A 20,592-nucleotide genomic window follows, 5' to 3' on the forward strand; every position below is an offset into this window, starting at 1 on the left:
ATCGAAAACCTGCAGCCCAGGAGCTTCGCTTGAGCGCGCCCAGCCTGTTCGACCCGCTGTCCTTCGCCCACGGCCCGGCCATGAAGAACCGGATGATGCTGGCCCCGCTGACCAACCTGCAGAGCCATCCCGACGGGCGGCTTTCGGACGACGAGTTCAACTGGCTGACCCTGCGGGCCAAGGGCGGGTTCGGCCTGACCATGACCTGCGCCGCCCACGTCCAGCGCCTCGGCCAGGGCTTCCCCGGCCAGCTCGGGATCTGGTCGGACGACCACATCGAGGGCCTGACCCGCCTGGCGTCCGCCATCAAGGCCGCCGGCAGCATCGCCGCCGTCCAGCTCCACCACGCCGGCATGCGTTCGCCCAAGGACCTGATCGGCGAGGCGCCGGTCTGCCCCTCCGACGACGAGGAGACCGGGGCGCGGGCCCTGACCGAAGCCGAGGTCGAGGCCCTGATCGAGGATTTCGTTGCGGCCGCCCTGCGCGCGGAGGCGGCGGGCTTCGACGGGGTGGAGGTGCACGGCGCCCACGGCTATGTGCTGTGCCAGTTCCTGAGCCCGACCATCAACCGGCGCACGGATCGCTGGGGCGGATCGCTGGAGAACCGCGCGCGCATCGTCCGCGAGATCCTGTCGAAGATTCGCGAGCGCTGCCGGCCGGACTTCCAGGTGGGGCTGCGCGTGTCGCCGGAGCGCTTCGGCCTGGAGCTCGGCGAGGTCCGCCAGCTCGCCGGGGAGCTGATGGCCGAAGGGCGGATCGACTACCTCGACATGTCGCTGTGGAACGTCGCCAAGGAGCCGGAGGAGGAGGCCTTCAAGGGCCGCAGCCTGATGTCCTGGTTCACCGACCTGCCGCGCGGGCGGGTCCGGCTGGGGGTGGCCGGCAAGATCATGACCGGCGCGACGGCCGCCCAGTGCCTGAAGGACGGCGCCGACTATGTGCTGATCGGCCGGGCCGCGATCCTTCACCATGACTTCCCCGCCCGGGTGCAGGCCGATCCGGCGTTCGAGGCGGTGAGCACCCCGGTCAGCCGCGCCTATCTGGCCAAGGAGGGACTGGGGCCGGCGTTCATCGGCTACATGTCCACCTGGCCGGGTTTCGTGGCGGCCGAGGAGCCGGCGGTTCCGCAGCCCTCATAAACCGCTTTTCAACCGGGTCCGGGGAAGCTGAGCCGCAACTCCTCCAGCAAGCGGGCACGGGTGATGGGCGTTCGGCGGATGCTTCCCAGCGCGAACATGGCGTCGGAGGATCTTTCGCGCCTGAAGGTGCTGGTCGTCGACGACCATTCCAACACCGTGCGCCTGATCAGCGACGTGCTGCGGGCGGGGGGCGTGGGCCACGTGGTCACCGCCCAGGACGGCCAGCGCGCCCGCGAGGTCATGCGCCTGACCTATCCCGACATCATCTTCACCGACTCCAAGATGCCGGTGATGGACGGGCTGGAGCTGACGCGGTCGATCCGGCGGGCGGCGGTGACGCCCGACCCGAAGGTGCCCAATCCCGAAATCCCGATCATCATGGTCACCGGCGACCGCAGCGAGCGCGACGTGGAGATCGCGCGCCTGGCCGGGGTCAACGAGTTTGTCATCAAGCCGTTCACGCCGGCCGGACTCCTCAGCCGCATCCAGCTCGTGGTGAAGAAGCCGCGCCCGTTCATCATCAGCGAGACCTATGTCGGCCCGGACCGCCGCCGCCGCGCCGAGCTGACATACTCGGGGCCGATGCGGCGCATGAGCGATCCCGAGGAAGTGGCCGACATGGTCGAGCGGCGGGCCACCCGCGAGACCATCAGCGTCGAACTGGAGGCCATGCGCCGGCTGATCCAGGCGCGCGGCGGGGCCGATCGCGCCACCCTGCAGATGACCTATCGGGTGATGCAGCACACCCGCTTCCGCGCCAAGCAGGTGCGCGACGAGATGATCGCGCGGGCCTCGGAGTCGCTGCTGAGCTACGTGGACCTGATGGGCGGGCCGGAGCGGTGCGAGGTCTCGGTGGTGGAGGTGCACTTCGACGCCATCGCCCAGATCCTGGGGGCCAGCGAGTCCGACGCGGCGGCGTCCCAGGCGGTGATCGCCCAACTGGAGAGCGTGGTGCGCCTGAAGACCGCCGGGCGCAGGCGCGCGGCCTGAGTCTCGCCTCCCGCGCCGGAAGGCGATAAGAGCGCGCCCATGGCCGAAGCCTTCAACGACCTCGCCCTGCCGGCCGCCCGGGCCGAGCGCTACGCCGCCGTGGCCGAGGAGATCGCCGCGGTGCTCGACGGCGAGCCCAACGTGACCGCGCGCATGGCGACGGTGGCCTCGATGCTGGCCAACAGCTTCGACCACTATTTCTGGACCGGCTTCTACGTGGTCGATCCGGAACGGCCGAACGAGCTGGTGGTCGGCCCCTACCAGGGCACGCTGGGGTGCCAGCGCATCGCCTTCGGCCGTGGGGTCTGCGGGACCGCCGCGCAGACCGGCCGGACCCAGCTTGTGGCGGACGTGCACGCCTTTCCCGGACACATCGCCTGCGACAGCCGTTCGCAAAGCGAGATCGTCGTGCCCGTCCACGGGCCGGACGGGCGGCTGATCGCGGTCTTCGACGTGGATTCCGCCGAGCCGGCGGCCTTCGACGCCGTGGACCAGGCCTGGCTGGAGCGCATCCTGGCCACGACGTTCGGCTGAACCCCCAGGGCTAAGCCCCCGAAAACGCCGGAAAAACGCCGGTCCATCCACGTTTCCCTAACCGGCAGGCGCTAAGCATCCGCGTGATGCTGACCGCCGAGAGCCACCGCCCGCAGGACCTGGCCGAAGGGGACGTCGCCGCCTGGCGCGCCCTGTGCGCGGCGCATCCGGCGTTCGCTTCACCGCTTCTGAGCCCCGAGTTCGCCATGGCGGTGGGCGAGGTGCGCCCCGACGCGCGGGTGGCGGTATGGCGGCGCGAAGGCCGCCCGGTGGGCTTCCTGGCGCACCATCGACGTCCCGGCGGCATGGCGCGGCCGATCGGCGCGCCGCTGTCGGACTATCACGCCCTGGTCGGCGAAGGCCCGATGGATGGCGGAGAGGCCCTGGCGGCGGCGGGGGTGTCGGCCTACCGCTTCACCGGCCTGATCGACCCGTTCGGGGTGTTCGCGCCGCACGCCGCCGGCCGCGCCGAGGGCTTCGTGATTGCGCTGGAAGGCTCGGCGGCGGACTATCTGGAAGCCCTGCGGGCGCAGAGCGCCAAGCGATTCAAGAACTACCGCCGCCTGACGAGCAAGCTGGAGCGCGAGGTCGGCGAGATCGTGCTGGCGGCGCCCGACGTCTCCCGCGGGACCTTCGAGACGCTGATCGCCTGGAAGCGGGCGCAGCTTCGCCGCACCGGCCTGCACGATTTCCTCGCCCCCGACTGGACGCGGGCGCTGCTGGCGAACCTGTTCGAGCGCCGGCAGGGCGAACTGCAGGGTCTGATGATCGGCTTCTACGCCGGAGGGCGGCTGCTGGCGGGGCAGTTCGGGGTGCGGCAGGGGGGCGTCTTCCACCCGTGGATCGCCTCCACCGACCCGCAGATGGGCGCCTGGTCGCCGGGCCAGCTCTTCTTCCTGCAGGCCATCGCGGCCATGCCGTCGGCGGGGCTGGCGGTCTATGACTTGGCCTCGGGACACGAGCATTACAAGCGGCCCTTCGCCCTGGCCACGCGGACGATCGCCGAAGGCCTGGCGACGGCCTCGAGCTCGGCCGGCCGAGCCGCGCGCGTCTCCGAAGCGGCCTGGGCGATGGCCGGGGCGAACCGCGAGGGGGCGACGGCGAGCCTTCGCCGGCGGCTGGACGTGATCGCCACGACGGAGCTGTCGCTGATCGGCCGGGCCCGCGGCCTGGCGACGGCGATCGCGACCAGAACCCTGCGCGGGTCCTCGGACAGCGAGGCGGCCTAGGATGGACGGGCGCATCAGCATCATCATCCCCACCCAGCGCCGCCCGCAGAGCCTGCGCACGGCCGCCGGCTCGGCGCTGCGCCAGGCGGGGATCGACCCCGCGCGGCTCGAGCTGGTGGTGGTGGACAACGACGCGGTCCCCTCGGCCCGGCCGGTCGTCGAGGAGATCGCAGGCGCCGCGCCGTTCCCGGTGGTCTATGTGCACGAGCCGCAGGCGGGCGTGGCCAACGCCCGCAACGCAGCCATGGCCCGCGCCGGCGGCGACTTCATCGCCTTCCTGGACGACGACGAGGAGGCGCCGGAGGGCTGGCTCGCCGCCCTGGCCGACGTCCAGGCGCGGTTCGACGCGGACGTGGTGTTCGGCCCGGTGCGCGGCCGCGCGCCCCCGGGGACCGTGCGCCACCGCGCCTATCTGGAGCGCTTTTTCTCCCGCGAGGGGCCCGACGCGGCCGGGGTGATCGACCACTACTACGGCTGCGGCGACAGCTTCATCCGCCGGGCCGCCCTGCCGGACCCGCGCAGGCCGTTCTCGCCGGTGCGCAACCACATCGGCGGGGAGGACGACCTGCTGTTCGGCCAGATGCAAGCGGCGGGCCGCCGCTTCGCCTGGGCGCCCGACGCCTGGGTCTGGGAGGACCCTGCGCCGTCGCGGCTGACGCTGAGGTACGCCATCGCCCGGGCTTTCGCCTACGGCCAGGGGCCCTCGGCCCATTGCGCGGCGGCCGATCCGCCGGACCGGCTGGGGCTGGCGCGGTGGATGGCCCAGGGCCTGGTGCAGGCCGGGGTGTTCGGCCTGGTGGCGGCGGTGAAGTGGGCGCTGCGCGCGCCGGACTACGCCTTCGCCCTGGACCGCGCCGCCCGCGGGCTGGGCAAGACCCTGTGGTGGGGGCCCTTCAAGATCGAGTTCTACGGGCGCAGCGCCGCCTAGGAGCAGCCATGAGCGTGATCACCGACTGGACGCCGCAGAAGGCGCAGGGCTTCACCCGCGAGAACCTGACCTTCACCCACGCCCTGCACGAGCGGCCGATGTTCTCGGACGAGGGGCTGATCGAGGCCCTTGACCGCTATCCGCGCGACAAGCTGGGCGTCTTCACCATGGGCCAGGACCCGGTCGCCTGGGAGACCTGGCGAAAGGGGACGGCGGGCGACCTGAGCGGGGCGCAGCTGTTCGAGGCGGCGATGGCCGGCCGCATCTGGCTGAACCTGCGCGAGACCAACGCGCATCTGCCGGCCTATGCGGCCCTGTGCGACGAGATCTTCGCCGACAAGGCCGCGCATGCGCCGGGGGTGAAGACCTTCAAGCGGGACGTGGGCCTGCTGATCTCCTCGGCCGACGCCCAGGTGTTCTACCATCTGGACGTGGCGCTGGTGTCCCTGTGGCAGATCCGCGGCATGAAGCGGGTGTGGGTCTATCCGGTGTCCGAGCCGTTCGTCGGCGACGAGGCGCTGGAGAAGATCGTGCTGCGCGAGACCGCCGAGCAGTTCGCTTTCGACCCGGCCTGGGACGCCGCGGCCGAGGTCCACGACCTGACGCCCGGGCGGATGGTCACCTGGCGCCAGAACGCGCCCCACCGGATCGAGAACGGGCCGATGCTGAACGTCTCGCTGTCGGTGGAGTTCATGACCCCCGAGGCGCTGATGCGGGCCAACGTCATCTACGCCAACGGGGTGATGCGCCGCCGGCTGGGCGCCAGGCCGCGCATCCAGGCGGGGATCACCCCGGTCACCGTGGGCAAGTTCGCCCTGGCCCGCGGCGCCAAGGCGCTGAACCTGCACAAGCCGGACCCGCGGGTGCTGCCCACCAGCTTCCGCCTGGACGCCAGCCGGCCCGGGGTCCTGCTGCCGGCCTGACCGGGGCGATCGGACCCGCTCGCGGGCGGCGCCATCACGATTTGTCATCGCCATTGGCTTCCGTGGCGGCGCCTGCCTAAATCGGCTTCGACGCGCGTGAGGCGCAATTTCGCAAGGGAGCGGAACAATGGGCGAAGCCTATATCGTCGCGGCCACGCGTACGGCCGGGGGCCGCAAGGGCGGCAAGCTGAAGGACTGGCATCCGGTCGATCTGGCCGCGCAGGTCCTGAACAACCTGATGGACCGGACCAACGCCGATCCGGCGCTGATCGAGGACGTGGTGATGGGCTGCGTCGGCCAGGCCGGCGAGCAAGCCGTCAACGTCGCGCGCAACGCGGTGCTGGCTTCGCGCCTGCCGGAGAGCGTGCCGGGCACCAGCGTCGACCGCCAGTGCGGCTCCTCGCAGCAGGCGATGCACTTCGCCGCCCAGGCGGTGATGAGCGGCACCCAGGACGTGGTGATCGCCGCCGGCGTCGAAAGCATGACCCGCGTGCCGATGGGCACGCCCTCGATCCTGGCGGCCAAGGCGGGCCTGGGCAACTACATGTCGCCGAACATGCAGGAGCGCTACCCGAACATCCAGTTCAGCCAGTTCATGGGCGCCGAAATGGTGGCCGAGAAGTACGGCCTGACCAAGGACGAGATCGACCAGTACAGCTACGAGAGCCACCAGCGGGCGATCGCGGCGACCCAGGCCGGCGCCTTCAAGAAAGAGATCGTCGAGGTGGAGATCACCGACGCGGACGGCAACAAGTCGACCCACACCGTCGACGAGGGCATCCGCTTCGACGCCAGCCTGGACGCGATCAAGGGCGTGAAGCTGCTGCGTGAAGGCGGCCGGCTGACGGCGGCCTCCTCCAGCCAGATCTGCGACGGCGCCTCGGGCGTGATGATCTGCAACGAGAAGGGCCTGAAGGCGCTGGGCGTGGAGCCGATCGCGCGCATCCACCACCTGACCCTGATCGGCCACGATCCGGTGATCATGTTGGAAGCCCCGATCCCGGCCTCGCAACTGGCCCTGAAGCGCGCGGGGATGAGCGTCGACGACATCGACGCCTTCGAGGTCAACGAGGCGTTCGGCTCGGTGCCGGTGGCGTTCATGAAGACGCTGGGCGTGGACCGCGACAAGATCAACGTCCACGGCGGCGCCATCGCGCTCGGCCACCCGCTCGGCGCCTCGGGCACCAAGCTGATGTCCACCCTGCTCGGCGTGCTCGAAGCGCGCGGCGGCAAGTGGGGCCTGCAGACCATGTGCGAAGGCGGCGGTCTGGCCAACGTGACCATCGTCGAGCGCCTCTAAGGCGGTCATGAGCGGGCGCGTCGTCGTCGTCACCGGCGCCTACGGCGCGCTCGGCTCCGCGGTCGCACGGGCGGCGGCGGAGCAGGGGGCCCGCGTGGCCCTCATCGACTACGGACCCCAGGCCCCGGCGGGTTTGCTGGACGCCTGCGGTCCCGAGGCCTTCGCCCAGGGCGGCGTGGACCTGACCGACGCGGTGGCGGCCTCGGCCGCCATCGACGCCGTGGCCGAGCGTTTCGGCGGGATCGACGCCCTTCTGAACGTGGCGGGCGGCTTCCGCTGGGAGACGCTGGAAGCCGGCTCCTGGGAGAGCTGGAACCTGCTCTTCCGCATGAACGTGCTGACCGCCTCCAACGCCTGCCGCGCGGCGGTTCCGCACCTGCGCCGCAGCGGCGCGGGGCGGATCGTCAACGTCGGCGCCAACGGGGCGCTGAAAGCCTCCATGGGCATGGGCGCCTACGCCGCCTCCAAGGCCGGGGTGCACAAGCTGACCGAGGCGCTGGCCGAGGAGCTGAAGGCGGACGGCGTGACCGTGAACGCGGTGCTGCCCTCGATCATCGACACCCCGGCCAACCGCGCCGACATGCCCAAGGCCGATCCCTCGAGCTGGGTGAGCCCGGCGGAGCTGGCGGCGGTGATGCTGTTCCTGGCCTCCGACGCGGCGAGCGCGGTGACCGGCGCCCTCCTGCCCGTGACCGGCCGGGTCTAGCTCAAGCCCGCTGCAGCCCGGCGCGGCCGGACTCGATCACGAACCTGGCGAGGTCGCCGACGCCGGTCTTCGGATCGGTCGCATCCTCGACCGCGCGGAACGCCACCTGGGCATGGCCCGGCGTCAGGTCGACGAGGCCGTAGCCGCGCACCACGCTGTTGAAGAGGCCAAGGTCGGGGTTCTGCTCGGCGGTCCTGCGGTCGGATTCCGCCGTGCCGCCGAGGGAGGTCACCGATCCGCCGACGTATTCGGTTGCCACCACCGGCTCGCCGGGGGCGGCGCGCACGTCGCCGGCGGCGAAGGTGTGGATGTCGCCGCCGATGACGAACGGGTTGGAGACCTTGGCTTCGGCCCAGCGGCGCACGATCCGCTCGCGATTGGCGGGGGCGTTCTCCCAGCCGTCGGCGGAGTAGAAGGGCCGGCCCTGGCTGTCGATGCGGCGGGCGGATTCGAACAAGGTCTGCTGGGCGAGGACGTTCCAGCGGGCCCTGGAGGCCGAGAGCTCGTCCAGCAGCCAGGCTTCCTGCACCCGGCCAAGGTGGCTGCGCGTGGCGGCCCGGCGCTCGTCGCAGTCGGGAATCGCCTTGCCGCGGCCGGCCTCGGGGCCCAGGCAGGGGCGCGCGTCGCGGTACTGCCGGTCGTCGACGATCTGGAACTGAGCCAGGTTCCCCCAGTCGAGGGTGCGGTGCAGCAGCATGGCCGGCCCGACCGGCATCTGCGCGGCGCGCAGGGGCATGTGCTCGTAGTAGGCCTGGTAGGCGGCGGCGCGCCGCTGCAAGAAGGCCCAGGGATCGCCGAAGTCCTGATCGCGGTCGGCGCCGTAGTCGTTGGCCACCTCGTGGTCGTCCCAGGTGACCAGCCAGGGGGCGCAGGCGTGGGCGGCCTGCAGCAGGGGGTCGGACTTGTAGGTGGCGTAGCGCACGCGGTAGCCGGCCAGGTCCTTGGGCTCGGGGTTCTTGTGGCTGCGGACCACGCCGCTGGTCTTGGGATCGCCCTCGTAGATGTAGTCGCCCAGGAAGAACACCAGGTCCGGGGCGTCGGCGACAAGGTGCGCATAGGCGCCGTAATGGCCGCTCTCGTACTTCTGGCAGGAGCCGAAGGCGTAGCGCAGGCGATCGACCGGGGCGCCGGGGGCGGGGGCGGTGCGAGTGCGGCCGACCGGGCTGAGCGCCCCCGAAAAGCTGAAGCGATAGAAGTACTCGCGGGCCGGCTCCAGGCCGGCGGGCTCCACATGCACCGAATGGCCGAGCTCCGGGCGGGCCAGGGCGCGCCCCTTGGCGACGATGCGCTTGAAGCCCTCGTCTTCGGCCAGTTCCCAGCCGACGGGCAGGGCTTCGGGCGGCAGGCCGCCGTCGGGGTCCAGGGGGCGGGGCGCCAGGCGGGTCCAAAGCACCATCCCGTCCGGGGTCGGCTCGCCGGAGGCGACCCCCAGGCTGAACGGATCGTCGGTCAGCCTGGGTTGGGCCAGGGCCGCCGAGACCAGGGCCGGCGGGGCGATGCTGGCGGCGGCGAGGCCTGCGGCGGCGCGGATCAGGCGGCGGCGCGAGGGGATGATCAGGTCTGACATCTGGGGTGGTTCCGCTGGAGGCGCGCCCTCCATGCCGTGGTTCCGTGACAGTTCGGCCACAGCGCGGCGCGGATCGCCAGGACAAGACGCGGACGAAGAAGTCGCGATTGACTTGCAACATCAATCGCGCTCTCAAGCCGGCGATTTGACACGGGGGTCACCCAATGAAGTTTCGCCGAAAGCTGGCGGCCGGCGCCGCCCTGATCGCCCTCTGCGCAGCGTCCGGGGGCGCGGCGGCGCAGGAAGCGCCGGCGGACCTGTCCGAGGTGGTCATCACCGCCACGCGAAGCGAGGTTCCGCGCTCGGCCGTGCCCGCATCCGTCGAGGTGATCGGGCCGCAGGACCTGCAGGTGCAGTCGGCCCTGGGGTTCAGCGCCATCGAGACTGTGTCGGCCCTGGCGCCGTCGTTCTCGCCCACGCGCCAGAAGCTCTCCGGCTTCGGCGAGACCCTGCGCGGCCGCTCGGCGCTGTTTCTGGTGGACGGCGTGCCGCAGTCGACGCCGCTGCGGGACGACAGCCGCGACGGCTTCACGATCGACCCGTTCTTCATCGACCGCGTGGAGATCGTGTTCGGCTCCAGTGCGATCCAGGGCCTGGGGGCGACGGGCGGGGTGGTCAACTACGTCACCGCGCCGACCCCGAAGACCGAGGAGGGCTGGGCCGGGCGGGTGCTGGGCCAATACTCGTTCGACGAAGGTGTGACCGGCGACAGCGTCGGCTGGAAGACCGCCGCCATGGCCGGCCGCGACTTCGGCCAGATCGACCTGCTGGTGGGCGCGGCCTATGAGGCGCGCGGCGCCTACTACGACGCCGAAGGCCGGCGGATCGGCTTCGACGGGGCGCAGGGCGAACTGCAGGACAGCCGCAGCTGGTCGCTGTTCGCCAAGGCCGGCGTCGACCTCACCGACGAGCGGCGCATCGAGGTGATGGCCAACCACTTCGAGCTGGACGGCGACAACGATTACGTCACGGTCAACGGTTCCCGCGCCCTGGGCCTGCCGACCACCGCCGTGCGGGGCCGCGCGCCGGGGGAGGCGACCTCCAACGAGATCACCTCGGCGGCGGTGACCTATCGCGACGGGGCGTTCCTGGGCGGGGTGCTGACGGCCCAGGCCTTCGCCCACGACTACGCCGGGGTGTTCGGCGGCGGCAGCTTCGCCACCTTCCAGGATCCCGCCATCGCGCCGATCGGCACGCTGTTCGACCAGTCGGCCAACAACTCCGAGAAGCTTGGGTTCAAGGTCGACTACCAGCGCGGCTTTGCGGCGCTCCCCGGCTTCCGCGCCCAGGTCGGGCTCGACGGCCTGCGGGACAAGACCTACCAGGAGCTGATCCTGACCGGCCGCAACTGGGTGCCGGAGACCAGGTACGAGAGCCTCTCGCCGTTCCTGCAACTGCGCCAGTCCATGGCCGAGGGGCGCGTGCACCTGAGCGCCGGCGTGCGCCAGGAGAACGCCAAGCTGAAGGTCGACGACTTCACGACCCTCTGGTTCTACGGGCCGCAGACGGTGGCCGGGGGCGCGCCCGACTTCAGCGAGACCCTGACCAACGTCGGCGCGACCTTCGAGGTGGTGGACGGGGTCACGGCCTATGCCTCCTACGCCCAGGGCTTCACCATGGCGGACGTGGGCCGGGTGCTGCGGGCGGTGTCCACGGCGGGCGCCGACGTCGACAGCTATCTCGACATCTCGCCGGTGGTCTCGGACAACGTCGAGGTCGGCGTGGAGCTCTCGCGCGGGCCGGTGCAGGCCTCGGCGGCCTGGTACCGCTCGACCTCGGACCAGGGCTCGCTGCTGACCCTCGTCGGCGGGGTCTTCGAAGTGCAGCGCCAGCGCACCGAGATCGAGGGCGTCGAACTGACGGCCCGCTGGGACGTGAACGAGGCGGTGGCGGTGGGCGGCGCCTATGCGCACCTGGACGGCCGGGCGGACAGCGACGGCGACGGGTCGGTGGACGTGGACCTGGACGGCGCCAACATCGGCCCCGACCGGCTGATGCTCTACCTTGAGGCCCGCCGCGGCCCCGTGAGCGGGCGGCTGCAGACCCAGACCTACTTCGACCGCAGTTTCGACGGCCAGCCGGCCGCCAACAGCTTCGAGGGCTATTCGGTGGCCGATCTCGTGGTGAACTGGAACGCGCCGATGGCGGTGTTCTCGCTCGGCGTGCAGAACCTGACCGACGAGCAGTACATCACCTACTTCAGCGACACCCAGGCCCCGACCGACAACGCCCGCTTCTTCGCCGGCCGCGGGCGGACCCTGACCTTCAGCGTCTCCAAGACCTTCTGATGGGGCTTGTCCGCACGCTCCATGCCTGGGCGGGGGCGACGGTGTCGCTGCTGCTCATGCTCATGGGGCTGAGCGGGGCCTTCCTCGTCTTCGAGGACGACTGGGTGCGCCTGTCCGTGCCGGGAGCCGACCAGCCGGCCCAGACGCAGCCGGCGGCCCTGGGCGCGGCGGCCGAGGCGGTGGAGGCCCGCCACCCAGGCGCGGTGCGCAGCCTCGCCTTCGGCGGGCCGCACCTGGGGGTGCACCGCGTGCGCTTCGCCGGTCCCAAGGGCGAGTACGTGCGGCCGGACGGCGGCGTGGCGGCGGCCTGGACCGGCCTCGGCCGGCCCGAAGTGGCGGTGTTCGAGCTGCACCACCGGCTGCTGTCCGGCAAGACCGGGGAGACCGTGGTCGGGGTCGGGGGTCTGTGCCTCGTGCTGTTGGCGATCACCGGGTTCATCGCCTGGGTCCCGGCGCGGCGCAGCTTCGCCTGGCGGCTGTGGCCGGGGGGAACTGGCCGCCGCGACCTGTTGGCGGCGCACCGCGACGTGGGGCTGATGTTCTGCGCGCCCCTGCTGGTGATGGGCGCGACGGGCGCAGCGATGATCTTCGACCAGGCCGCCCGCGGCGTTCTGACGGGACTCGCCCCCGGTCCCGCCCCAGCCAGCGCCAAGGTCGAGGCGCGGGCGGGGGACGTCGACTGGCCCCGGGCGCTGGCCGCAGCCCAGGCGCGATTCCCCGACGCGCAGATCCGCATCATCGCCTGGCCGGCCAAGCCCGGCGCGCCGGCCAGCGTGCGCCTGAAGCGGCCCGGCGAATGGCACCCGAACGGGCGCACCCTCGTGCTCGTCGACCCGGCGACCAGCGCGGTGCTGCGCGCCGAGGACGCCCAGGCCTGGGGGCTTGGGCTTCGCATCTACAACGGCCTCTATCCGGTCCATTCGGCGGCGGTGGGCGGGCGGGCCTACGACGCCGTGATCGCGGCCACGGGCCTGGCGCTGGCCAGCCTCGGCGGCTTCGGCCTGTGGTCATTCCTGATCAAGCCCCGCCGGCGGCGCCGGAGGGCGAAGGGCGCGGCGGCGACCTGAGGCCGCGGCCTCCCGGCCAAGCTTGATCTGGCGTCCGCCTTCAAAGCGCGGCAAAACCAACGAAAAGGGGAGGGGAGGCCCCAACCATGAGCGCGATCGCCGCCATCGCCGCGGCCGCCCTGGCGGCTGCCCAGGCCCCGGAGGGCGCCCCGGACGAGGCGTCGCCGCCGCCCGCCGAAACCGGCGTCATCACCTATCCGCCGTCGTTCTTCGCCAGCTCCGGCGCCGCCACGGCCCTGGACATGGTCGAGCGCATTCCCGGCTTCAGCTTCGACAAGGGCAGCGTCGTGCGCGGCCTGGCCGGCTCCGGCGGCAACGTGCTGATCGACGGCGAATGGCCGGTCTCCAAGAACGACACCATCGACGAGATCCTCAAGCGGATCCCCGCCCGCGGGGTGGCCCGCATCGAGGTGATCCGCGGCGGCGCGCCGGGGATCGACATGCAGGGCCGCTCGGTGCTGGCCAATGTGGTGCGAAGCTCGGCGGCGGGCGCCCGCGGCTCGGTGCTGCTGTCGAGCCGGCCGACGACGGAGGGGCGGGTGTTCAACTCGCTGCGCGCCGAGGGCCAGTGGCGCTGGGGCGCGCGGGCGGCCGAGCTGTCCATGGTCTACGGCAAGGGGCCGGACGACGTCCTGGGGGACGGGCCGCGGGTGCGCTACGGGCCCGACGGCGCTCAGATCCTGGCCTCCGACGTCGATGCGGACGGCAGCGGATTCCGCCAATGGCTGCTCGGCGCGTTCGAAACGCCGCTGGCCGCGGGCAAGCTGCGCGTCAACAGCGCCTACATGCTCACCCCCTACAGCGCCGAGACCTACGACCGCTTCACCAGCCAGCCCGGCCGCGAATACCAGTACACGACCATCGACCGCCTGCAGGCCGAACTGGGCGCGCGCTACAGCCGCGACTTCGGCGCGACCTCGCTGGAGGCCCTGCTGTTCCAGCAGTGGAACAACGCCGACACCAAGGACCGCTTCGAGGGGCTGACGGTCCGCCGCGACTTCCGACTGGACAAGCAGGTCGCCGAGACGGTGGGCCGTATCCACCTGCGCCGGGCGCTGTCGCCGAAGCTCACCGTCGAGGGCGGGGTCGAGGGCGCCTTCAACACCTTGGACAGCGCCACGAGCTTCCTGCAGAACGGCGCGCCCGTGCGCCTGCCGGCGGCCAATGTCACGGTGGAGGAAAAGCGCGCCGAGCCGTTCGTCGCCGCCATCTGGCGACCCTCGGCGACCTTGTCGCTGGAGGGCGGGCTGAAGCGGGAGAGCTCCACCGTCTCGTCCGAGGGGGACGTGACCCTGGAGAAGTCGCTCGCCTTCACCAAGCCGAGGGCGGCCCTGACCTGGGCGCCGGACGCGCGGCGCCAGGTGCGGCTGCGGGTGGAGCGGGAGGTCAGCCAGCTCAATTTCGACGACTTCGTCGCCTCCACCAACCTCGTCAACACAGGCTCGGTGCAGGTGGGCAACCCGGACCTGTCGCCGCAGCAGGCCTGGGTGGTCGAGGCCGCCTACGAGCACCGCTTCTGGACGAGCGGGGCTGCGATCCTGACCCTTCGCCACTACGAGCTCACCGACGTGATCGACCGCGTGCCGGTGGTGGGGGCGAGCGGAGCGGTGGCCGACGCGCCGGGCAACATCGGCGAGGGGACCAAGGACGAGGCGGTCGCGAGCCTGACCGTGCCGCTCGACCGGTTCGGCGTGAAGGCCGCCCAGATCAAGGCCCAGGGGACGTGGCGCTGGTCGGAGGTGATCGACCCGACGACCCTGCGCACGCGGGAGATCTCGGCGCTGCGGCCGGTGGAGTGGGAGGCCCACTTCACCCAGAACGTGCCGCGCTGGCGGGCGACCTGGGGCGTGGACCTGAGCCTCGGCTGGCGCGAGAGCTACTACCGGCTGAGCGAGGTGGAGACCAAGAAGCAGGACGTCTGGGCGGTCGCCTTCGTGGAATCCAAGCCGCGGCCCGATCTGCTGCTGCGGATCGAGCTGCAGAACTTCACCTCCCGCGGGGTGGCGCGCATCCGCGAGGTCTATGCCGGCCCGCGCGGCGCCGCGCCCCTCAGCTACATCGACGTGCGCGACCTCGACTTCAGCCCCATGCTCTACGTGCAGATTCGCAAGTCGATCGGCTGAGCCGCGTCACGGCGCGGGGGCGACGCGCCAGACCATCTTGCCGGCGTCGTCAGCGACCAGCAGGGCGCCGCGGCGGTCCACCGCCACGCCCACGGGGCGGCCCTGGGCCTCGCCCTCGGCGTTGAGGAAGCCCGTCAGGAACACCTCCGCCTCGCCGGCGGGGCGGCCGCCGGAGAACGGCACGAACACCACGCGGTAGCCGTTGCGGGGCCGGCGGTTCCAGGAGCCGTGCTGGCCGACGAACGCCCCGCCCCGATAGCGGGCGGGGAAGGCCTCGGCGGTGTAGAAGGCCAGGCCCAGGGAGGCGGTGTGCGGGCCGAGGGCGTAGTCCGGCTCGATCGCCTTGGCCACCAGGTCCGGCCGCTGCGGCTGCACCCGCTCGTCGACGTGCTGGCCGAAGTAGCTGTAGGGCCAGCCGTAGAAGGCGCCCTCCTTCAGGCCGGTCATGTAGTCGGGCACGAGGTCGTCGCCGAGCATGTCGCGCTCGTTGACCGCGGTCCACAGCACGCCGGTGGCCGGCTCCCAGGCCAGGCCGTTGGGATTGCGCAGGCCCGAGGCGAAGACGCGCTTGCCCGAGCCGTCGAGATTCATGACCAGCACCGCGGCGCGGTCCACCTCGTTCTGCATGCCGTTCTCGCCAATGTTCGAGTTCGAGCCCACCGTGACGTAGAGCTGGGTCCCGTCGGGCGAGGCGATGATGTTCTTGACCCAGTGGTGGTTGATCGGCCCGCCGGGCAGGTCGGCCACCTTGACCGGCGGGCCCGCCGCGGTGGTGCGCCCCTCGACGTAGGGCAGGCGCACGATGGCGTTGTCGAGGGCGACATAGAGCTGGTCGCCGACGAGGGCCATGCCGGTCGGGCGCTGGAGGTCCTCGGCGAAGACCGCCTGGGTCTCGGCCACGCCGTCGCCGTCGGCGTCGCGCAGCAGCATGATGCGGTCGGGGCTGGGCATCAGCGAGCCGCCCCGCCGCTGCAGCCAGTTGGCGACCCGGTCGGTGAAGGACTTGGGCGGCTTGGGCTCGGAACTGGACTCGGCCAGGAGCACGTCGCCGTTGGGCAGCACGTAGAGCCAGCGCGGATGGGCCAGGGGGCCGGCGAAGCGGGTGACGACGAAGCCGGCCGGCGCCGTCGGGGCCGCGTCCTGCGGCCAGCCCACGGCGTCGGCGACGTTGAGCGTGGGGATCAGGCTGTTCTGCGGCGGCGGCAGCTTGGGATCCGCGCCGAACCCGACCAGCGGGTCGGACGAGCCGCTGCTGCAGGCGCCGAGCACGAGGGCTGCGAACGCCGCGGCGAGGGCGGGGCGGGCGAACGGCATGGCGGCTTCCTCCGGTCTGTCGGCCGCGACCCTAGACCGGCCGCGGCGGAATCGAAAACGCACGAAGCTGACGTGACGGCGCCGTTGCACGCGCGGGGGCTTTGGGATTGGTTGCGCGGGCCGGCCCCAACACCCGGCGGGAGGAGCCCATGGACCTGAAGCTGACGCCGCAGATGGAGGCGTTCCGCGCCGAAGTGCGCGACTTCCTCGAGAGCCATCGCGACGCCTGGCAGGCGGTGACGGCGGCCGAGCGCCCGCGCGAGGCCGCCAAGGCCTGGCAGAAGCTGCTGATCGAGCACGGCTACGCCGCCCGCACGATCCCGAAGGAATACGGCGGCTACGGCGCCGAGCCGGACATCCTGAAGTCACGCATCATCGCCGAGACCTTCATCGAGATGGGCGCGCCGCGGGGCCTGTCTGGCCAGGGCATCTCCATGCTGGTTCCGACCCTGCTGGAGGTGGGCAGCGAGGAGCAGAAGACCCGCTGGATCCCGCCGACCCTGCGCGGGGACATCGTCTGGTGCCAGGGCTATTCGGAGCCGGGGGCGGGCTCGGACCTGGCCAGCCTGCAGACCAAGGCCGTGGAGGACGGCGAGGACTTCCTGATCTCCGGGCAGAAGATCTGGACCTCCACCGCCCACGCCGCGGACATGATCTTCTGCCTGGTGCGCACCGAGCCGGACGCACCCAAGCACGAGGGCATCAGCTACATCCTGTTTCCGATGACGACGCCGGGAATCGAGGTGCGCCCCCTGACGACGATGACCGGCGGGGCGGAGTTCAACGAGGTGTTCTTCACCGACGTGCGCGTGCCCAAGAGCGCGGTGGTCGGCGGGCGCGGGCGCGGCTGGTTCGTCGCCAACGCCACGCTCAAGCACGAGCGCGGGATGCTGGGCGATCCCAACGCCGCGGAGAGCCGGCTGAAGGCGATCCTGGAGCTGATGCGGACCGAGACGGTCGACGGCGAGCGGCTGATCGACAATCCAGTGCTGCGCGACCGGGCCATGCAGCTTCAGGCCAGGGTGCTGGCCATGAAGTTCAACGGTCTGCGGGTGCTGACCTCGCAGGTGACCGGCGAGCCGGCGGGTCTGGCGGCGATGATCGTCAAGCTGCAGGGCTGCGAGCTGAACCACCAGCTGGCCGCCCTGGCGATCGACGCCCTGGGCGAGCTGGGGATCCTCTACGGCGACGGCCCGCACCTGCGCGCCAAGGGGACGTGGCAGTGGAACTACATGTTCGACCTGGGCCTGATCATCGGCGGCGGCACGGCCCAGATCCAGAAGAACATCATCTCGGAGCGCGGGCTGGGCATGCCCCGCGAGCCGAGCGCCAAGACCAAGTAGGAGACGGGCGATGCGGTTCGGATTGAGCGAAGACCAGCGCCTGTTGCAGGACAGCGTCACCCGCGCCCTGGAGGCCCTGGCGCCCCTGGAGCGCGCCCGCCGCTTCGCGGCCGAGGGCGAGGCGGTGGCCGCGGACGTCTGGGCGGGGCTGACCGAGATGGGCCTGCCCGGCGTGCTGATCCCAGAGGAGCACGGGGGCCTGGGGCTCGGCCTGCTGGAGGCCGCCCTGGCCGCCGAGGCGCTCGGCCGCGCCGTGGCGCCCGCGCCCTTCCTGGGCAGCGCCGTGCTGGCGCCGCTGGCCCTGATGCGCGGCGGCGACGCCGAGCAGCAGGCGCGCTGGCTGCCGAAGCTGGCGGCCGGCGAGGTCGTGGCGGGGGCGGCGATCAGCGAGCCGATCGCGGGCGCGCGCGACGGGGCCGGCGTCGAGGCCCGGGGCGGGCGGCTCAGCGGCCTTTCCATGTTCGTGATCGACGGGCCGGGGGCGGACCTCTACGTCGTGGCCGACAAGGCCGGCGGCCTGCACCTGGTCGAAGCTTCCGCGCCCGGCGTGACCTGCGAGACGCTGGAGACCATCGACCTGACGCGGCGGGTCGGCAAGCTGACGCTGACGGACGCGCCGGCCGAGCCGCTGGCGGCGGGAACCGGGGCGCTGGACGCCCTGCGCGACGCCGGCTGGGTGATGCTGGCGGCCGACGCCCTCGGCGCGGCCGACGCCATGCTGGCCAAGGCCGTGGACTACGCCAAGGAGCGCAAGCAGTTCGGCCGGGTGATCGGCTCGTTCCAGGCGGTCAAGCACCTGTGCGCCGAGATGGCGGCCGAGATCGAGCCGTCGCGGGCGCTGGTCTGGTACGCGGCCTACGCCTTCGACGCGGCCCCGCAGGAGGCCGGCCTGACCGCAGCCCACGCCAAGGCGCACCTGTCGGAGATCGGACGCTTCGTGGCGCGCACGGCCACCGAGGTGCACGGCGGCATCGGCATCACCGACCTTCTGGGCCTGCACTACTGGTTCAAGCGCCTGGGGCTGGACCGCCAGCTTCTCGGCGGTCCGGAAAAGGTCCGCGACTGGGCCGCGCGCCTGCAGGGCCTAGCGGCGTAGTCCCCGCTCAGTCGCCCGGCGCCGGCTCTCCCAAAGCGGGGGAGCGTCCGGGGCCGCGTCACTTGCGGGGGGCGAGGATGTCGGCGAGGCGGTCGGGGGTTCCGGGGACGCGTTCCAGGCGCGGGTAGCGCAGGCCATCGTGGTAAGGAATCTGGACCGTGCGGAAGTGGTCGCCCGACTTGACGATCAGGCTGATCGGCTCGGCCCTGCCCTTGGCTGCGGTGATGGCCCCCTTCAGGCGCTCGGTCTCGAAGGCCACGCCGTCGACGGCGATGAGCTTGGCGCCGACGGCGAGCCCGGCCTTGAAGGCGGGGCCATCCCACTGCACGGCGCGGATCTCGCCCTCGCGATTGAGCACGAGGCCGATCGAGTAGGTGAGGTCGGTCTGCTTGCGCAGGGCCTCGTTGTCACGGAAGTAGCTCGTCGGCTCCTCGGCGTAGACGAGGCGGTAGCCGCCGCGGGACACGCCGTCGAGGGGCGCGCCGGGCCCGTGTCCCTCCAGGCGGGCCTTGAGGAAGCCGGCCCAGTCGTGGGGAACGACGGCGTTCAGGGTGGCGACCACCTCGTCGAAGTCATAGGGCAGCACGCCCCAGTCGCCGTCGGCCTTGCCGAAGAAGGCGCGGGCGAAATCGTCGAGCGAGCGGCGTCCGCCGGTCTTCTCCCGGATGAGGGTGTCGACGTCGAGCCAGACCAACTCGCCCTCGGAATAGTAGTCCTCGCTGCGCTGCCAGCTCGTCCAGGGGATCGGCCGGCGAGCGGCGATGATCGGATCGTTGACGGTGTCGCCCATCGCCCGCCAGGCGCGGCCCACGCGCACGTCGTAGGCCGCCGCGGTCAGGGCGATTGCGTCCAGGGCGTCCTGGCGGCTGAGCAGGCCCGACCGGGCGCCCAGCACGTAGCCCCAGTACTGGGTCTGGCCCTCGTAGACCCAAAGCAGCGAGGTGCGCATCGGGACCGAGTAGGTCGGCGTCCACAGGTCGGCGGGGCGGCGGAACTTGCCGTTCCAGGAGTGGGTGTATTCGTGGGGCAGCAGGTCGCGGCGCGGGGCCAGCTTGTCCCATCCGGTGAAGTATTCCGGCGGCACCCCGTTCTCGCTGGAGCGATGGTGCTCCAGGCCGATGCCGCCCATGCGGTCGGTCAGGGCCAGCAGGAAGTCGTAGTGGTCGTAATGGCGGGCGCCGAACAGCCTGTCGGCCTGGACCACCAGGGCCCGGTGGGCGGCGATCTGTTCGGGCTTGGCCTCCAGGTTCTCCGGCACGTCGGCGACGATGTTGAGGCTGACCCGCGAGCGCCCGCCCGGATCGAGCTCGACGCGCTTGTAGTAGCGGCCGGCGAACATGGGCGAATCCACCAGGCTCTCGAAGGACACCGGCTTGAAGGTGGTGACGCCGTCGGCGCTGGAGGCCGTCTCCAGAGCTGCGCCGAAGGACCAGCCGGCGGGCAGGCGGACGCTGGGCTCCACCTGGATCTGGCGGGTGAACCAGCCGGCCGGATAGAGGGCCACCTGGTTCCACTGCAGGTTCAGCATCTCGGGGGTGACGACCACGCGGCCCTGGTCGCCGGCGGTGGGCGACAGGAACTGGAACTCGAGCTGGACCTCGGCGGCGCCCTCGGGAACCTCGATATGGAAGGCGTACACGTCGACCGGATCGCGCCGCCATTCCAGGCGCTGGCCCCCGGCGAAGACGGTCAGCCCCGCCAGGTCCTTGATCGGGCCGCGGGGCGCGTGGTTCCCGGGCAGCCACTCCGGGTAGAGCAGGGTCATGGGTCCCGGCCCGGCCACCGGAATCGTCTCACGCACCCGGAAGATGCGGCGCTCCAGGTCGGTGGCGTCGACCGACAGGCGGATCACGCCCGGATAGGGCTGGTCCTTCGGCGCCGGGATCGGGGCCGGGAAGGGCAGGGGCTGGGGGGCGGACGGGGCGACCTGCGCCAGCGCCGGGGACGACAACAGGAGCGCACCCAGCGCGACGACGACCGATCTCAACTCCACCTCCCCGGGAACCTGTGCGGACGCGCGCGCCCGCTTGAGCCCTAGGGGTAGC

Annotated in this window: 16 protein-coding genes; 13 read left to right on the top strand and 3 right to left on the bottom strand. The window is 71.8% G+C overall.

Features of this window, described 5'->3' with window-relative positions; all coding sequences use genetic code 11:
* Positions 1 to 29 precede the first annotated feature (29 nt).
* The 8 genes from ACK4YQ_RS07600 to ACK4YQ_RS07635 all read left to right on the top strand — a co-directional run bounded on the left by ACK4YQ_RS07600 (position 30) and on the right by ACK4YQ_RS07635 (position 7,749).
* On the top strand, positions 30 to 1,139 hold the full coding sequence (locus tag ACK4YQ_RS07600; RefSeq protein ID WP_409609956.1) for an NADH:flavin oxidoreductase: 1,110 nt from the start codon (positions 30 to 32) through the stop codon (positions 1,137 to 1,139).
* Positions 1,140 to 1,217: 78 nt separating this feature from the next.
* Positions 1,218 to 2,129 carry a response regulator gene (locus tag ACK4YQ_RS07605; protein ID WP_409609958.1) on the top strand — a complete coding sequence of 304 codons (912 nt, stop codon included), beginning with the start codon at positions 1,218 to 1,220 and terminating at the stop codon, positions 2,127 to 2,129.
* Between the two features lie 39 nt (positions 2,130 to 2,168).
* Positions 2,169 to 2,663 (top strand): GAF domain-containing protein, encoded by a 495-nt coding sequence (locus tag ACK4YQ_RS07610; RefSeq protein WP_409609960.1) that lies wholly within the window; start codon positions 2,169 to 2,171, stop codon positions 2,661 to 2,663.
* 86 nt (positions 2,664 to 2,749) lie between these two features.
* The gene (locus ACK4YQ_RS07615) at positions 2,750 to 3,892 is read left to right on the top strand and encodes a GNAT family N-acetyltransferase (protein ID WP_409609962.1); all 1,143 of its coding nucleotides are present in this window, start codon (positions 2,750 to 2,752) and stop codon (positions 3,890 to 3,892) included.
* A 1-nt stretch (position 3,893) separates the two neighbouring features.
* A complete protein-coding gene (locus ACK4YQ_RS07620) occupies positions 3,894 to 4,820 on the top strand; it encodes a glycosyltransferase family 2 protein (RefSeq protein ID WP_409609964.1) in 927 nt (308 codons plus the stop codon).
* A gap of 8 nt (positions 4,821 to 4,828) precedes the next feature.
* Positions 4,829 to 5,743, top strand: a complete 915-nt coding sequence (locus ACK4YQ_RS07625; protein WP_409609966.1) for a hypothetical protein — start codon at positions 4,829 to 4,831, stop codon at positions 5,741 to 5,743.
* Between the two features lie 127 nt (positions 5,744 to 5,870).
* Positions 5,871 to 7,043 (top strand): acetyl-CoA C-acetyltransferase, encoded by a 1,173-nt coding sequence (locus ACK4YQ_RS07630; RefSeq protein WP_409609968.1) that lies wholly within the window; start codon positions 5,871 to 5,873, stop codon positions 7,041 to 7,043.
* A 7-nt stretch (positions 7,044 to 7,050) separates the two neighbouring features.
* Positions 7,051 to 7,749 (top strand): SDR family NAD(P)-dependent oxidoreductase, encoded by a 699-nt coding sequence (locus ACK4YQ_RS07635; protein ID WP_409609970.1) that lies wholly within the window; start codon positions 7,051 to 7,053, stop codon positions 7,747 to 7,749.
* Between the two features lies 1 nt (position 7,750).
* Here the strand turns inward: ACK4YQ_RS07635 and ACK4YQ_RS07640 are convergent, their stop codons facing one another.
* Complete coding sequence (locus ACK4YQ_RS07640) at positions 7,751 to 9,316, bottom strand: alkaline phosphatase D family protein (protein WP_409609972.1); 1,566 nt, start codon at positions 9,314 to 9,316, stop codon at positions 7,751 to 7,753.
* A 164-nt stretch (positions 9,317 to 9,480) separates the two neighbouring features.
* On the opposite strand from ACK4YQ_RS07640, the gene ACK4YQ_RS07645 reads away from it, so the two are divergent.
* The 3 genes from ACK4YQ_RS07645 (at position 9,481) to ACK4YQ_RS07655 (ending at position 14,794) form a co-directional block, all read left to right on the top strand.
* Positions 9,481 to 11,604, top strand: coding sequence for a TonB-dependent receptor (locus ACK4YQ_RS07645; protein WP_409609974.1), 2,124 nt, complete (start codon positions 9,481 to 9,483; stop codon positions 11,602 to 11,604).
* Positions 11,604 to 12,671: a PepSY-associated TM helix domain-containing protein gene (locus ACK4YQ_RS07650; protein ID WP_409609976.1), complete on the top strand. Its 1,068-nt coding sequence runs from the start codon at positions 11,604 to 11,606 to the stop codon at positions 12,669 to 12,671. The genes ACK4YQ_RS07645 and ACK4YQ_RS07650 overlap by 1 nt, the downstream gene beginning before the upstream one ends.
* A gap of 86 nt (positions 12,672 to 12,757) precedes the next feature.
* Positions 12,758 to 14,794, top strand: coding sequence for a TonB-dependent receptor plug domain-containing protein (locus ACK4YQ_RS07655; RefSeq protein ID WP_409609978.1), 2,037 nt, complete (start codon positions 12,758 to 12,760; stop codon positions 14,792 to 14,794).
* A gap of 6 nt (positions 14,795 to 14,800) precedes the next feature.
* Here ACK4YQ_RS07655 and ACK4YQ_RS07660 read toward each other — a convergent pair whose 3' ends face one another.
* The gene (locus ACK4YQ_RS07660) at positions 14,801 to 16,108 is read right to left on the bottom strand and encodes a PQQ-dependent sugar dehydrogenase (protein ID WP_409609980.1); all 1,308 of its coding nucleotides are present in this window, start codon (positions 16,106 to 16,108) and stop codon (positions 14,801 to 14,803) included.
* 149 nt (positions 16,109 to 16,257) lie between these two features.
* Between ACK4YQ_RS07660 and ACK4YQ_RS07665 the strand changes: the two genes are divergently transcribed.
* Positions 16,258 to 17,451 carry an acyl-CoA dehydrogenase family protein gene (locus ACK4YQ_RS07665; protein WP_409609982.1) on the top strand — a complete coding sequence of 398 codons (1,194 nt, stop codon included), beginning with the start codon at positions 16,258 to 16,260 and terminating at the stop codon, positions 17,449 to 17,451.
* 10 nt (positions 17,452 to 17,461) lie between these two features.
* A complete protein-coding gene (locus tag ACK4YQ_RS07670; RefSeq protein ID WP_409609984.1) occupies positions 17,462 to 18,547 on the top strand; it encodes an acyl-CoA dehydrogenase family protein in 1,086 nt (361 codons plus the stop codon).
* A gap of 58 nt (positions 18,548 to 18,605) precedes the next feature.
* Here the strand turns inward: ACK4YQ_RS07670 and ACK4YQ_RS07675 are convergent, their stop codons facing one another.
* Positions 18,606 to 20,534 carry a M61 family metallopeptidase gene (locus ACK4YQ_RS07675; protein WP_409609986.1) on the bottom strand — a complete coding sequence of 643 codons (1,929 nt, stop codon included), beginning with the start codon at positions 20,532 to 20,534 and terminating at the stop codon, positions 18,606 to 18,608.
* Between the last annotated feature and the right edge of the window lie 58 nt (positions 20,535 to 20,592).

This window comes from Phenylobacterium sp., from assembly GCF_046291545.1.
In the GTDB taxonomy this organism is placed as follows: Bacteria; Pseudomonadota; Alphaproteobacteria; order Caulobacterales; family Caulobacteraceae; genus Phenylobacterium.

Coding starts and splice junctions, on each gene's coding strand:
- ACK4YQ_RS07605 (WP_409609958.1), top strand. CDS start 1,218: ATGCTTCCCAGCGCGAACATGGCGTCGGAGGATCTTTCGCGCCTGAAG.
- ACK4YQ_RS07610 (WP_409609960.1), top strand. CDS start 2,169: ATGGCCGAAGCCTTCAACGACCTCGCCCTGCCGGCCGCCCGGGCCGAG.
- ACK4YQ_RS07615 (WP_409609962.1), top strand. CDS start 2,750: ATGCTGACCGCCGAGAGCCACCGCCCGCAGGACCTGGCCGAAGGGGAC.
- ACK4YQ_RS07620 (WP_409609964.1), top strand. CDS start 3,894: ATGGACGGGCGCATCAGCATCATCATCCCCACCCAGCGCCGCCCGCAG.
- ACK4YQ_RS07625 (WP_409609966.1), top strand. CDS start 4,829: ATGAGCGTGATCACCGACTGGACGCCGCAGAAGGCGCAGGGCTTCACC.
- ACK4YQ_RS07630 (WP_409609968.1), top strand. CDS start 5,871: ATGGGCGAAGCCTATATCGTCGCGGCCACGCGTACGGCCGGGGGCCGC.
- ACK4YQ_RS07635 (WP_409609970.1), top strand. CDS start 7,051: ATGAGCGGGCGCGTCGTCGTCGTCACCGGCGCCTACGGCGCGCTCGGC.
- ACK4YQ_RS07640 (WP_409609972.1), bottom strand. CDS start 9,316: ATGTCAGACCTGATCATCCCCTCGCGCCGCCGCCTGATCCGCGCCGCC.
- ACK4YQ_RS07645 (WP_409609974.1), top strand. CDS start 9,481: ATGAAGTTTCGCCGAAAGCTGGCGGCCGGCGCCGCCCTGATCGCCCTC.
- ACK4YQ_RS07650 (WP_409609976.1), top strand. CDS start 11,604: ATGGGGCTTGTCCGCACGCTCCATGCCTGGGCGGGGGCGACGGTGTCG.
- ACK4YQ_RS07655 (WP_409609978.1), top strand. CDS start 12,758: ATGAGCGCGATCGCCGCCATCGCCGCGGCCGCCCTGGCGGCTGCCCAG.
- ACK4YQ_RS07660 (WP_409609980.1), bottom strand. CDS start 16,108: ATGCCGTTCGCCCGCCCCGCCCTCGCCGCGGCGTTCGCAGCCCTCGTG.
- ACK4YQ_RS07665 (WP_409609982.1), top strand. CDS start 16,258: ATGGACCTGAAGCTGACGCCGCAGATGGAGGCGTTCCGCGCCGAAGTG.
- ACK4YQ_RS07670 (WP_409609984.1), top strand. CDS start 17,462: ATGCGGTTCGGATTGAGCGAAGACCAGCGCCTGTTGCAGGACAGCGTC.